The sequence below is a fragment of the Bartonella sp. MR90HLJMH genome, from assembly GCF_042194115.1.
Taxonomy (GTDB): domain Bacteria; phylum Pseudomonadota; class Alphaproteobacteria; order Rhizobiales; family Rhizobiaceae; genus Bartonella; species Bartonella grahamii.
On the sequence record NZ_JBHIMM010000012.1, the window covers coordinates 34665 to 48529 of the forward strand.

General features: G+C 40.1%; 13 protein-coding genes. 3 read left to right on the top strand and 10 right to left on the bottom strand.

Features of this window, described 5'->3' with window-relative positions; translation table 11 throughout:
- Positions 1–71 precede the first annotated feature (71 nt).
- Both ACFIJ9_RS07830 and cysS read right to left on the bottom strand, forming a co-directional pair.
- Positions 72–743 carry a DUF421 domain-containing protein gene (locus tag ACFIJ9_RS07830; protein WP_375636566.1) on the bottom strand — a complete coding sequence of 224 codons (672 nt, stop codon included), beginning with the start codon at positions 741–743 and terminating at the stop codon, positions 72–74.
- Positions 744–788: 45 nt separating this feature from the next.
- Positions 789–2297 carry a cysteine--tRNA ligase gene (gene cysS / locus ACFIJ9_RS07835; RefSeq protein ID WP_375636568.1) on the bottom strand — a complete coding sequence of 503 codons (1509 nt, stop codon included), beginning with the start codon at positions 2295–2297 and terminating at the stop codon, positions 789–791.
- 498 nt (positions 2298–2795) lie between these two features.
- Here cysS and ACFIJ9_RS07840 point away from each other — a divergent pair, with 498 nt between their 5' ends.
- Complete coding sequence (locus tag ACFIJ9_RS07840) at positions 2796–3164, top strand: TIGR02301 family protein (protein ID WP_208439587.1); 369 nt, start codon at positions 2796–2798, stop codon at positions 3162–3164.
- 412 nt (positions 3165–3576) lie between these two features.
- Here ACFIJ9_RS07840 and ACFIJ9_RS07845 read toward each other — a convergent pair whose 3' ends face one another.
- Positions 3577–4905: a dihydroorotase gene (locus tag ACFIJ9_RS07845; protein ID WP_375636570.1), complete on the bottom strand. Its 1329-nt coding sequence runs from the start codon at positions 4903–4905 to the stop codon at positions 3577–3579.
- A gap of 64 nt (positions 4906–4969) precedes the next feature.
- Between ACFIJ9_RS07845 and ACFIJ9_RS07850 the strand changes: the two genes are divergently transcribed.
- Both ACFIJ9_RS07850 and ACFIJ9_RS07855 read left to right on the top strand, forming a co-directional pair.
- Positions 4970–5842, top strand: a complete 873-nt coding sequence (locus tag ACFIJ9_RS07850; protein WP_375636572.1) for a YgfZ/GcvT domain-containing protein — start codon at positions 4970–4972, stop codon at positions 5840–5842.
- Positions 5835–6452 carry a YfbR-like 5'-deoxynucleotidase gene (locus ACFIJ9_RS07855; protein ID WP_375636574.1) on the top strand — a complete coding sequence of 206 codons (618 nt, stop codon included), beginning with the start codon at positions 5835–5837 and terminating at the stop codon, positions 6450–6452. The genes ACFIJ9_RS07850 and ACFIJ9_RS07855 overlap by 8 nt, the downstream gene beginning before the upstream one ends.
- A gap of 387 nt (positions 6453–6839) precedes the next feature.
- Here the strand turns inward: ACFIJ9_RS07855 and ACFIJ9_RS07860 are convergent, their stop codons facing one another.
- From ACFIJ9_RS07860 to ACFIJ9_RS07890, 7 genes are all read right to left on the bottom strand, one after another.
- Positions 6840–7214 carry a helix-turn-helix domain-containing protein gene (locus ACFIJ9_RS07860; RefSeq protein WP_375636575.1) on the bottom strand — a complete coding sequence of 125 codons (375 nt, stop codon included), beginning with the start codon at positions 7212–7214 and terminating at the stop codon, positions 6840–6842.
- A 65-nt stretch (positions 7215–7279) separates the two neighbouring features.
- Entirely contained in the window at positions 7280–8065 is a 786-nt protein-coding gene (locus ACFIJ9_RS07865; RefSeq protein ID WP_375636576.1) for a DNA adenine methylase, read from the bottom strand.
- A gap of 24 nt (positions 8066–8089) precedes the next feature.
- Positions 8090–8320, bottom strand: coding sequence for a hypothetical protein (locus ACFIJ9_RS07870; RefSeq protein ID WP_375636577.1), 231 nt, complete (start codon positions 8318–8320; stop codon positions 8090–8092).
- Positions 8321–8436: 116 nt separating this feature from the next.
- Complete coding sequence (locus ACFIJ9_RS07875) at positions 8437–8664, bottom strand: hypothetical protein (RefSeq protein ID WP_012754703.1); 228 nt, start codon at positions 8662–8664, stop codon at positions 8437–8439.
- The gene (locus ACFIJ9_RS07880; RefSeq protein WP_375636578.1) at positions 8661–9323 is read right to left on the bottom strand and encodes a lysozyme; all 663 of its coding nucleotides are present in this window, start codon (positions 9321–9323) and stop codon (positions 8661–8663) included. Before ACFIJ9_RS07880 ends, ACFIJ9_RS07875 begins: the two co-directional genes overlap by 4 nt.
- Positions 9324–9386: 63 nt before the next feature.
- The gene (locus ACFIJ9_RS07885) at positions 9387–9716 is read right to left on the bottom strand and encodes a hypothetical protein (RefSeq protein WP_375636579.1); all 330 of its coding nucleotides are present in this window, start codon (positions 9714–9716) and stop codon (positions 9387–9389) included.
- Positions 9717–9725: 9 nt separating this feature from the next.
- Positions 9726–13751 (bottom strand): alanine-zipper protein, encoded by a 4026-nt coding sequence (locus ACFIJ9_RS07890; RefSeq protein ID WP_375636581.1) that lies wholly within the window; start codon positions 13749–13751, stop codon positions 9726–9728.
- Positions 13752–13865: the final 114 nt, after the last annotated feature.

The following is a 13865-nucleotide window of genomic DNA, read 5'->3' on the forward strand; positions in this document are numbered from 1 at the left end:
CCCCTGTGGTTGTTTATAGATTTATCTCTTCATTACGCTTCCAATAAGCTATACCCACTCGTTATGTAAAGTTAGACTGTTTTTGAAAAAGGAACAAGAAATAATCCACTATACAATTTATTATTTTTATCTGTATTTTCATACCACTCTGCTGCAAATAAATTTTCAACTTTTACATGGTTTTTTTTCAATTCTGCCTGAAGCCACTTTTTTGTTTTACCAATCTCTTTAAGTCCATCATCAATAACTTCACCATTTTCTATTAAAATCGTCGATTTCTTCCCTTCTTCCTTTTTAATGACAGTGAAATCACCATTGGTTTCCAAACGAACAAAAGCGGCTTCATGTAAGTGACACCCTTTAAGACGTAACATCGTAATGAGATCATTAACATTGATCCCTAAGTTCTTAATCTTATCTATTTGGAAAACCCCATCTAAAACTAATGTAACATTCCGCCCTGCAATAAGACGACGAAAAAAAACTGAATAGCGTGCAAAAAAATTAAAAGATGTAATCAAGGTTTGCCAGATGAGTAAAACAAGCAATAATTGAATGCTACTAATACTCTGATTATAAATAACGCCTCCAATAATACCTCCCATAACAAAATTACTGACCAAATCAACTGGTGTCATCTGACTAAGGCTCCCCCGCCCCGTCGTTCTTAAAATAAATAAGAAGGCAACAAGACCTACAGCCAGCTTAAGCGCGATATACCCATAATGATATAAAAATTCCATCAAATTTTCCTCCCTTTATTTATGTAAGCTGCTGGAATAGGAAAATTAAAATCGTTTTATTTCCCACACAGTTATGCGCTCACCACTCTGCGGATCCTTACTGTCTTTTAAAAGAACCCCCTCCGCTGCAAGCTCATCACGAATTGTATCCGCTGCTTCCCACTCTTTATTATGGATAAGTCGTAGTCTTTCAGCAATACGTTGATCAATAAATTTTGAATCAAGAAAAGTTTTTTTTATAAATAATGGGCAGTCTATTTCTTTAATCCATTCTTGTCGTAACAGTCCTAATAAATTCATCCCATTAGCAAGAGCCAGCGCATTCCCTTCTTTATAAAACTTTCGCAAAAGAGTCAGTGCTTTTGGAGTATTAAGATCATCACTGAGTGCATCTATCAAAGTATCATTAATTGCTTCATTGTTTTCCATCTCACTTTTTTTGCTGCGAAGCAATTCATACCAACGATATAGTTCGCCACTCGATTGTATTAAACGCTGCGCTGTCCAATTTAATGGTTCACGATAATGCGTTTGCAACATCGAAAAACGCGCAGACAAACCAGCCCAATTTTTCTTCATTTCATCGATTAAAATACCATTAAACTCCAAAAAATTATTCTCTAAAACAGAACGAATAGTTATGAAATTGCCAAAGCTTTTCGACATTTTTTTGCCTTCAACTTGTAAAAAACCATTATGCATCCAAAAATTTGCCATTCGCTCCGTCCCAAAAGCTGAACAACTTTGTGCAATCTCGTTTTCATGATGAGGAAAAATTAAATCAACTCCACCACCATGGATATCAAAAACATTCGCGGTTGGATCATCACAAGTTAAACCACCGCCATAGGGCGCTAATAACTTTGCCATTGACATCGCAGAACATTCAATATGCCAACCTGGACGACCTAAAACAGGAATTCCGGCCGGCGATTCCCAACCTGGCTCCCCTTCCACAGAAGGTTTCCATAAAACAAAATCCATCTCTTCCCTTTTATAAGCAGCAACATCAATACGCGCCCCCGCCCTCATTTCATCTAAAGAACGATTTGCAAATGCCCCATAGTGGGGAGGATTTTTTATGCTACTTACAGAAAATAATATATGATTTTCCGCTTTATAAGCGTGCCCCTTTTCAAGCAATCTTTCAATTAAAGAGCGCATTTCCTCTAAATGCTCGGTTGCGCGCGGCTGACTGGTTGGTAATAGACAACCAAGTGCTATTGTATCTTGTTGAAACTGGCAATATGTACGTTCTGTTAATTGACGAATGGCGTCATTCAATGACAAGTTTGGATATTCAAAAGCTGCTCGTGCATTAATTTTATCATCAACATCTGTAATATTACGCGCATATAGAACATGCTCATTGCCATAAACATGACGCAATAAACGAAATAAAATATCAAAAACAATGACAGGGCGTGCATTTCCTACATGCGCATAATCATAAACTGTCGGTCCACAAACATAAAGACGTACTCTTGTCGGATCTATTGGTGTAAAATTTTCTTTTTTACGTGTCAGCGTATTATAAAATCGCAACTCTTTCATTATTGACTCCATAGACGATATTATGCACCGCTCCTTTTAGATGCATCTTATCTCAAATTATCGTATTACGCGGTTTAGGCTAAAAACTTTTTTCTTATAGTAAATTCTTCTTACCATTTTCCCATTGTATTCACGGCTGTATCCATCATTTATCATAAAAACAATCTATTTTATTTGATTGAACAAAAGCATTCTATCATTAGAGATGCTTTCCCTTCTTAAAGAAAACGAGCTTAGAAAAAATTCTATAGGCAACACAATATAAACCTATGTGAAAAATAGATAGCTTTCAGGAAGCAAATCTTAAATTTTTAACCACACAAAGCTTCGTCAGTATTTTCAATATTCCACAATGGGTTCCTTACTGCCTCTTACGCCCTATATTTTATAATCAATAATTGAGAATAATGTAGCAATTAACTCTATTTTTTTACACAGTTCTCATGACAAAATTATTTTATCTGTACAGAGTTTTATTCAAAGAAAGCAATAAAAATAATGCGTAATAGATTGATGAACATCATTATTTTAATATTTCTTGTCATTTCAATGCCAACCTTTGCGCAACAATCTCCACCTTATGAAAAAAAATTACTCCGACTAGCAGAAATTTTGGGATCATTGCATTCTCTCCAAAATCTTTGCGAGCCTCCAACAAACCAATGGTATGATTATATGAATGCACTAATTGAAGCAGAACACCCCATTCCACAAAGACGTGCTTATTTTTATGAAGCGTTTAATGAAGCGTATCGTGCTTTCTCAGAAAATTATCACCATTGTACCCAAGCAGCCATTGAAGCCAATCAAAGATACATCGAGGAAGGAAGAATTTTATCTGAAAACCTCCTCATGCATTATAAATAATTAATCTATGCAAAAAGTATCTTTCTCCATTTTAGCGATATCAATGATATTCCTCTCACAAATGCGGGGAGCAATAAACCAGCTCTGAAAATAGAGAAACTTTTAAAGAATAATGTCTCGATACGCTTTTATTCGTATGAGCGCCTTTTTCCCCATACAAAATCGTTCTTTGGCTTCCTCCCCACACCTCAAAGGATGAAGATTGTTAACTAAATTTGCTCTGTAAATAATCTAGGTTCTTGTTGAACAAGATTCCTCTTGGCTTCCCACTCATGTAATTTGCTTCATAGTTTCTACAAATAAGCCTAAGAATATTCACCACGCATAAAAAACACTTATGTGCCAAAGAGGCTGACATACCCTATATCATCACTCTAAAAGATGATATTTTACGGCATACTTTTTAATCTGTTTACACCAAAGTTTCCATAAATTTAACAGGCTCTCCTTGTGAAGGTGTGACAATTTCACCTTCCCACATAACGCGCATACCACGGATAATAGTCCCAACAGGCCAACCTTTAACTTTTTGACCATCATAAGGTGTCCAACCGGCACGCGAACCAATTAAGCCATTCGTAATAATTTCTTCTCTCTTAAGATCAACAATGGTTAAATCAGCATCGTACCCAACAGCAATGCGCCCTTTACAGCTTATACCAAAAATACGACTAGGGCCATGTGAAGTGAGATCAACAAAACGTTCAAGAGATATTTTTCCTTCATTCACATGTGTCAACATAATTGCTGCTGTTGTTTGCACCCCTGTCATTCCTGAAGGTGAAGAGGGATAAGGTTGAAGTTTTTCTTCAAGAGTATGAGGCGCATGATCTGAGCCTAAGACATCAATAATTCCTTGTTGAACACCGTACCAAAGAGCTTCACGGTGGCGCGACTCACGAATAGGCGGATTCATCTGAATTAATGTACCAAACTTCTTATAATCATCAGCCGTGAGAGTCAAATGATGTTGTGTCACTTCAATTGTTGCAACATCCTTATGTTTTTTTAGAAAATCAATTTCTTCTTCTGTCGAAAGATGTAACACATGAATCCGTGCTTTCGTCTCATGGGCAATTTTTACCAAACGCTGCGTACATTTTAATGCCGCAACTTCATCACGCCAAATCGGATGTGACGATGCATCCCCTTCAATACGCAATATTTTACGCTCTTTGAGCCTCGCCTCATCTTCAGAATGAAAAGCTGCACGACGGCGTGTATTCTTCAAAATAAGGCGTACACTTTCATCATCATCAACCAAAAGATCACCGGTAGAGGCCCCCATAAAGACTTTAATTCCAGCCGCACCGGGAAGTCTTTCTAACTCAGAGAGTTCATGGGCATTTTCACGCGTTCCTCCAACCCAAAATGCAAAATCACAATGCATTCGATGAAATCCGCGTTTAACCTTATCGTTTAATGTTTCTTCTGATGTTGTCAACGGATTGGTATTAGGCATTTCAAAAACTGCCGTAACACCCCCTAACACAGCAGAATACGAGCCACTTTCCAAATCCTCCTTATATTCATTTCCTGGCTCACGAAAATGCACTTGGCTATCAATAATTCCTGGTAAAATATGAAGCCCCGTACAATCAATGACCTCACTAGCCGATGCACATGTAAGGTTGCCTATTTCAGCAATACGACCATTTGTAATACCAATATCACGCTTGCTTCTTCCATCATGATTCACAAGTGTTGCACCTTTAAAAATTGTATCAAATGTTTTAAACATAGCCACGCTCCTTACATATTGCTCACTTATCGATTATGTAACTTTGAGCAGAAAGGCAAGAACCATGATTGAAAAACAAAATGCCATTTGCTTAAAAAACCGCAGGCTTATTCAAATTACAGGCGAAGAAGCAACAGATTTTCTACAATCCTTGATCACGACAGATGTAAAAAAAATCAGTCCACAGGAACTTTTCCCTGGAGCCCTTTTATCCCCACAAGGAAAGATTCTTGCTGATTTTCTTATCGGAAAAAAAGAAAATGGTTACCTGATTGATATCAGAATGCCTTTAGCTGATACGCTTCACCAACGTCTGTTGCTCTATAAGCTGCGTAAAAAAGTAGAAATTACACAACCATTACAAGAGCTTGTTACGGTTTCTTTGAATAATGAATCAGATACTTTAAATTTTGATTCAAGTTTTGTTGATAAACGCTTCCCACAACAAGAAAAAATAATACGAATCTATGGCAAAAAACCTTTTTTGACTTCAGAGTATCATGATACATGGAATCAATTGCGTATCCGTTATGCAATTGCGGAAAGTGGTCAAGACTATGAAGTTGGCAAAGTCTTTCCTCATGATATTAATTACGATCAAATCAATGGACTCTCATTCAATAAAGGATGTTATATTGGACAAGAAATTGTTTCACGAATGCACCACCGCCGTGCAGCACGTCGCCGTATTTTTATTGTAAAAGGCCAGTGTGAATTAACCCCTCAATCTAGCATTGAAGCAGGAACAAAAGTGCTTGGCTACTTGGGAACGTGTGTAGAAAATGAGGCTCTCGCTTTAATGCGTATTGATCACGTCAAAGATTCTATGGACCATAACATCCCCTTTACTGTAAAAAACATTCCTGTCACTATAAACATTGCTAAAAATATGAATTTTACCTTTCCTGAAAATACTATAGAAAATATGCATGGCTAAAGCTGAATTATTAAAAAATGGAGAAGCACGCGCTTGGCAAAGAATGCTCTCTGGACGCAGACTTGATCTTCTCAACCCTTCTCCTTTTGATGTTGAAATTGAGGATATTGCCCATGGACTTTCTCGCGTGGCACGTTGGAACGGTCAAACACGAGGGGAGCATGCCTATTCTGTTGCACAACATTCACTTTTGGTTGAACAAATATTTCAAAAACTTTTTCCACAATCGGGAAGCAACGAATGTCTTTATGCTCTTCTTCATGATGCTCCAGAATATGTCATCGGCGATATGATTTCCCCCTTTAAAGCTGTCATAGGAACACAATATGAACGCATTGAAAAGGGCATCCAAGATGCTATCCACATGCGCTTTTCTCTTCCCGTTGATCTTTCTCAAAAACTTTTAAAAAAAATCAAACAAGCCGACCGTATCGCTGCATATTATGAAGCGATTACGCTTGCTGGATTTAGTACAGAAGAAGCCCTTCGCTATTTTGGCTCTCCCAATAATATTTTACCCGATGATCTTAATTTATACCCCTATTCTACCCAACAAATTGAAAACGCATTTTTAACTCGCTTCAATGCCTTGGATGCCCAAAGATTATAGACTCTTCGCATTGTTGATTCCCTATCATTAAAGACTCATCACACTGATTTATAATAATAATTCATTATTTTTTCATGTTGAATGAGAGCCCCTAATATCGTGAGATTCACTCATTTCAAATCTGTTTATATTGAATCAATCAAAATCATTCTCTTGCACGTCATAAGTGGGACCGGCATATGGGTAAAAACTTTTAAAGAAAGAATTTAAAATGTCTCTTATGAAGCGTAAAGATGCTAGTGCTCTGTAAATTGTACACTTCATAGGAGCTTTACCGTTATACCATTCACGGATAACATGTAAGTTTTATGTAAAAATAACTTGCTGTATTTATACAGCTTTTTTACAGTGAGGGACGCGTAAATAAAAGTTAGGGAATAGGATTTTCTAACATTTCTCTATAAAGCACGCTTCGCACAATGTTTCTAATGTTTCTTTGAAGTCTACTAACGCTTCTTGATGTAAGCCATCTAAAAGCCTCATAAACGCAACAACAGTTTCACGTTGCAACGGAGTAGAAGGTTTTATTATGATGCTTTTTCGACACGAATAGGCTTCTTTTTTTAAGAGAGAAGCCATAGCTTTATCTAAACCATAAAGCTCTATGATCTTTTCTTCCAATCCTACAGGAACAGATTTTTTGCCAATTTCTACAGAAGATAAAAATGCTACAGATATGTCTAATTTCTTAGCCATATCTAAGAGGCGTTCTGAGTGATCAACGCGAAGTTTACGTAAAATTTTACCAAAGGGTGTAAGCATCAAAAAAAGTCCTATTAGAGAAGAAATATTTTTTCTGATTCTAACAAATCTTTTTATGATTTTCTTCAATTATTACGAATCAAGAGTTCTTTTCGGGGTGGTTTTTTAGCAAAACCAGAGGTCCAAAGAGTTTCTAATTCTAAAAAGTCAAAATCCTTAAAGATCTCTCTAACCTCATCACAATCATTGAGACTCAAGACAAATTTGCCTTGTATGCTTTTGAGAACTTTTGCCATACTCACAAAATCATCTTCAACAAAATTCCCAGAGCTGTAACACTTCTTCTTCACTAGATAAGGCGGGTCTAAATAAAATAAACTGTCGGGTGCATCAAATAGCTCGATAACCCGTTCCCACGACAAATTTAAGATTGTCGTATCAAGAAGCTTCTGTCTAACACGTCGCATCCTTGCTAAAAGCTTATCGGGATTAAACTCTGCCGTTCTTTTCCTTCCAAAACTAAAAGAGACATAATCTTTTTTCCCATACATCACACAACGTTGGAGAAACAAAAAGCGAGCGGCTCTTTCAACTTTGGAAAGGCTCTCTGGTTCAATAGCCGCAAGTTCAAAAAACAACTGTCTTGAACAAACAAACCATTCTAGTCGTTTGGCTAAATCATCAAAGTCATTTTGAACACATTGAAACAGATTCGTGATCTCTCCATTCAAATCATTAATCACGGAATATTTTGCTGGTCTTTTATTTAGAAAAATAACACCAGAACCTAAAAATGGTTCAACATAGGTTTCATGGTCAATGCTATTTAAAATCGGTATAATTTTCTTACGCAGATAGTGTTTACCACCCATCCACGCAAACAATGTTTGTGTAAATTCTTGTTTCATCATATTTTTAAAGGAGAGATTTGATATCTAACTTTTTGTTATCCACTTTTTGAGGTGTGAGAAGCTATTCTCTACGGCGTCCACGAAACGGGAAAAATCTATTACAAACATAAAGAGAATAAAGGCAATCAATTTCATGATGCGTGACATCATCTTTAAGCCTTGGTAGGTCTCTATCATCTCGTGAAGGAGCTGTTGTTCTGTTTCTGTAAGATCTTTATCTTTGGTGCTTCGTTTCTTGACCATCTTTCCAACCACATAAATGGGCTCCCTGCTTGTTATGCTTCAAAATATCTCTTGCAAGGTTGGAACTGATGACCGCAACATCCTTGTTATCCAAATAAATGGGCAACCAGCCACCACAAGAAACAGACCTATTTGCCGCGCACCCAACGAGAAAGTTCAGAGCGCACACCAGCATCACTTTTTTGATTAACTTCATTTTCTACCTCAAGCCGCGTTGTTGCTGTCTTTAAAGCATTCTCTGTTTGCTTTTGCCGTTCGCTTTGCTTGCCAAGGTGAAACGCCTTGGCTAAAGCCATAAAAAAAACGGCTAAAGCCGCTGTAAACATAAGAGAATATTTCTTTAGCCAAAAAATCATAAGCGTTGCTCCCCAAACCGCTTGGCGACAATCACTATGCCCGTTACAGCCGCTAAAACCATTATGCCTGCTAATGCCCATTGCACCGGTCCATTGCCTGCTAACAAGCCGCCAAAACCAGAACAAGACCCTATAATCGGGGCAAGTGCTTCTATTTTAAGAAGTCCTGTTGCCGTTTTCGTTTCTACCCTTTGATAATTCGAAGAAACATAAGACCCTTTTACCCATAATCCTGCTTCTGCTGCTCGACGGTTGGCTAAACCAGCAAGAGGCTTCCCACCCACCTTATTCCATTTCTGTAATTCAACAGGTACGGCTTCATAATCGCCTTGATTGAGCTTCTTCAACAATGTTGACTTGCGAAAAGCAGCTGTTCCTACGTTATAGCAAAATGAGACTAATGCCGCGAATTGGCAATCCGTTAACGAAACCGTGACCGATTCCTCTACCGTCTTCTCAAATTGCTTTAAGTCTTCACAAAGGATTTCTTCTGCTTGCTCTTGGCTAATACACATGCCTTTTTTGACAAGGGGGTGACCCGCATTGCTGGTGTGACCATAACCAATCGTCCAGATACATGCCGTGTCTCTATAAGCCTCTAAACGCAATCCTTCCCATTGTTTGATAAGCTCTAATCCTTCTTTCGATATCTTTCTCATCTGACGCTCCATAAAAAAAGCCCCACAAAAGTGAGGCTGGATAAAAATGTTTTTTTATGATCTCTATTGACTATGCTCTTTGATCAGTTGCTCGACTTCTTCAACACCAAAGCCAAGCTGAAAGAGCGGCGCATATTCACTTTCCTGTAATTCATACTGACAACGCTTTTCTACAAAATCACCATTTGAATCAAACGGCATGGTTGTTGTTAGACAAACCTTATGCGTGTCATCTTCAATCCCCTCTTCTCCCTCTCCAAGCTCTTTAACAAAGACCCAATAAAAACGCATTGCTAAAAGATGCTCTAGCCTTCTTACTGTTTCAACTTTGTCAAAAGAAAGCATGTTCAGATAATCTTCTTTGCTATTTAAATGTTCTGGATATTCTATCATCTCTCCCTCCTAAACAAAATGACGCGTATGGCTACATCCACGCGCCGCAACTTGTTCATTTCCACCATTGACGATCATGGCGGCTCGAGTAAAACGCCCATTATCCGTTGTATTACTCCAGCTACCACCCCCTAACAATGCTCTCATTTCAAACGTATTTTGCGTACGGCTTATGGGTATAGGAAACGTGCCCGATAAAAATTGCCAAACATAACCGCAACCATCTTCACAACCGATATGCGAAATCATCCGTATATTTGCCGTATCCTTATATCCACCTGAAACCTTAGAGGTTGGTTCTTTCTTGCCAACAATATGTGTCTTTTCATTGCTTCCATACATAGCAGAAGCAAACGCTTCATCACTCAGTAAAGATTTTTTAACACGCGCCATATCTGTTACATGTTCGGTATAATTACGGTTTGTTGTTATATTGGTACGATACATTGATTTCGTATTTTCACCCGTCCCTGATTGAAGATAAATATCAACCCAAAGATCTGTAGAGGGGTCGTAGACCATTCCCTCTGGTGAACTATAAGGGCGGTGATTCAAACACCAAACAGAATTCGGCAATATATCCCCTGCTTGATAACCGGATAATGGATGACCAGAAATCGTACCAACATCCGCACAGAGCGTATGAAACCCTCCTATCTTACGAGAATTACTCACAGTGTAATCCCTTGGATAGGTAGAGTTTTCTGACAAAACAAGTTTATGAGACTGTTTTCCATCAGAAACCAAATAAACATAATAATCCTTGCCTGCCGAAAGAGAAGGAACGCTTATTCTTGTATCTGCCATATAACTTGCAACCAAAGTATCATTGCCTAATGCCAAGGTTATACGCGTTCCTTTCTTCAATGTGAGTTGTTTTTTCCCTGTCGCAACAAGAAACGGCGTAGAAATTGAAAGAACCGTTAAATTGGACTGTTTCAGTAAATTGTTTATCTCTTCCCCTAGCACTTTTGCCTGTGAGGCTACTGTATGGGCTGTTGTTGCCGTTGCTAGGGAACTCTTGATACCTCCAAGCTCTTGTTTCGTCGTATCGGCTGTTGTTTTAGCTTCTTCTGCTGTCCTTTTCGCTCTATCGGCTACTTCCTTGGCTTTTTCAGCTTCGCTCTTGGCTTGATAGGCTTGTGAATCTGCCGACTCGGCTTTTTTCTTGGCTTCTTCTGAGTACATCCGCGCTAAACTTACGGGGGCTTTAAAATTCTCAACCACTTGATTGATATCGATAACCCTACTTCTCGCAGACGAGGCTATTTTCTCTGCATTTTCTGCCTGATTGCGTGCTTGCGTCGCGTCATGTCTTGCATAGCCAGCAGACTCCTTGGCTTCCTTGGCTATTTTTTGTGCTTCTTCCGCTTCTTCCTCTAAAGACGCGGCTTTTTTACCCGCTGTTTCGGCTGCCCTCTGCGCCTCTCCTGCTATATATTTTGCATTACTAGCTATTTCCTTGGCTTTTTCTACTTCATTCTTGGCTTCATACGCTCGGTCATCGGCTTTCTCCGCTATTTTCTTGGCTTCTTCGCCTGCTCTTTCTGCTAAACTTGCTATAGTCTTAGCGTTATTGGCGGCTTCCTTCGCGTTGTTAGCTGTACTACTAGCATTATAAGCTATATTTTTCGCAGATTCTGCCTCACTACGAGCTTGCCTCGCATCATTTTCGGCATAAACAGCTTTCTGTTTGGCTTCCTTCGCTGTTTTTTCTGTCTCTTCTAGCTTGTCTTCTAAAGATGATGCTAAAGACGCTGCCTTTTTACCCGCCGCTTCTGCCGCTTTCTGTGCTTGTTCTGCTGTATATTTTGCACTATTAGCTATTTCCTTGGCTTTTTCGGCTTCGCCCTTAGCTTGATAGGATTGTGAATCTGCTACTTCCGCTTTTTTCTTGGCTTCGTCTGCATATGTCCGTGCTAAACTTGCTATAGTCTTAGCGTTATCGGCTACTTCCTTCGCGTTGTTAGCTGTACTCCACCCTTGATGAGCTGTGTTGCCTGAATTTTCCGCTATCTTCTTGGCTTCATCTGCGTACGTACGCGCTAAACTTGCTATAGTCTTAGCGTCACCTGCTACTTCCTGAGCTTTATTGGCATTACTCCATCCTTCATGAGCTGTACTTTTTGCCTTTTCTACCTCACTGCGCGCTTGTGCCGCCTCATGGTTAGCATAACCAGCTGTCTGTTTGGCTTCTTTCGCTATCTTTTCAGCTTCACCCGCTACTGTCTCTACCTGCGATGCCTTCTTTTGTGCACCATCAGCTACCTTCTTTGCCTCGTCCGCTGTCGACTTCGCACTATTGGCTAATTGTTTTAGACCATCCAAAGCACCTTTCGTTTCTTCTGCTACCTTCTCTGCTGCTTCCGCTTTACTCTTTGCTGCTGTAGCTATACCCTTCAACGCTTCTGCATCAACATGCCCTGCCGTCTCTCCTGAACGCGCCGCAGACTCTGCTACCGCTTTCGCTTCAGAAGCTAATTTTGTAGCCTCCTCTGCACTCTGTTGGGCTTGATGAGCCGTCGCTGTTGCTGTATTCGCTGCACTCTTGGCTTCTTCTGCTGTGGTCTTCGCTGTATTCGCCACCCTAACAGCACTTTCTGATGCTCCTTTGGCTTCGTTAGCTACGCTCTCTGCTGTTTCTGTCGCTGTCGCTACCGATTGTTTTACTTCCTCCACTAAACCTTTTGCCTCAACAGCTGTCGTTTTACTTTCATTAGCTAACGTTGCTGCCTGATCTGCTACTTTTTTCGCTTCAGCGGCTTTAGACAATGCTTCTGAAGCATCTTGGTGCGCTGTTGATGTCTCTAACGCCTGTTTTGCCTCTTGCGCCATAGTCTTGGCTTCTGAAGCTGTAACTGTCGCATCATCCGCCTTCTTTTCGGCTCTTGCGGCTTTCTCTTCTGCCGTTTCTGCTGTGCTCTTAGCTTCTTGCGAAAGGACATGAGCATCCTCTGCTTTATTTTTTGCTTCCACCGCTGTGTCTTTTGCGCTATCCGCTAACCGCTTTGCATTATTCGCTAACGTTTCTGCCGAATGCGCTCTCGTCTTAACTTCTTCAACCAATTGTTTCGCTTCACCGGCTTTAGTCTTGGCTTGTGTAGCAACGTCTTCTATTGTTAAAGCCCTCTGTTCTACTCCTTCTGCTGTCCTTTTGGCTCCCTCAGCTGTATTCTTGACATGATCAACCGATTGCTTAAGGTCATTGACATCTGCCAACGCTCTCAATGCCGTTTCTTTTGCATCACCAGCTACCGAAGATGCTGTCTCAGCTGTCATCTTGGCTTTCTTCGCTGTAGTGAGAGCTTGCCCACTGCTCGCTGCCGCCGTTTCTGCAACATTCTTCACCTCACCCATCACCTGCTTGGCATCATCAAAAGCACTCTTGGTTTGTTCGGAAAGTGTTTTTGCATCTCCTGCCGTTGCCTTGGCTTCTCTTGCCTCTGTCAAAGCTGTCTCTACTGTGCCTTGAACTTGTGTCACTCTTTGAGAGCTTTCCGTGACCGCTGTCGTCACTCTATCGGCTGCACCTTTAGTATCCTCCGCAATACGCTTGGCTTCTTGCGCTAACCTCTCTGCCGCTTCTGATTTCATCTTGGCATCTTCTGAAGAAGCTTTCGATATCTCTGCTGTCTGCTTGGCGGCATTGGATGTTGTTAATGCCGTATTTGCCTGCTCTAAAGCTGTCTCTGCTGTCGTCTTGGCTTCAGAAGCTACAGTAACTGCACTCGCTGCTGTGCCTGCTGCTTGCGCTATCGTCGTCGCTGCTGCATCCGATAATTCCTTGACACTATCTGCTATAGTTTTCGCTTGATCTGCTGTTTGTTGCGCGCCATTCGCACGCGCCATGGCTTTTTCTGCTTCTTTCCTTGCATTAACAACCTGCTCTAAGGGCGCAAAGGTTTCATACGAATACAAAGACGCCGTCCCTAAAAGCTTCGGAACAACAACACTGTCTTGAGAAGTTCCTGCTATCATTTCTTCTCTCGTCGCGACAGGTATCAAATATTCATGTTCATGATCGGGTATCTTCATCTGCTTTCGTCCTCACATCATTCAGAGCACTTCGTCTAATGAACACTCTTTCAAATCTTCAAACTCTTCTCTTAAAGCCTCTAAGCGCTTCTCTAAATCTTTTAACGATCCATC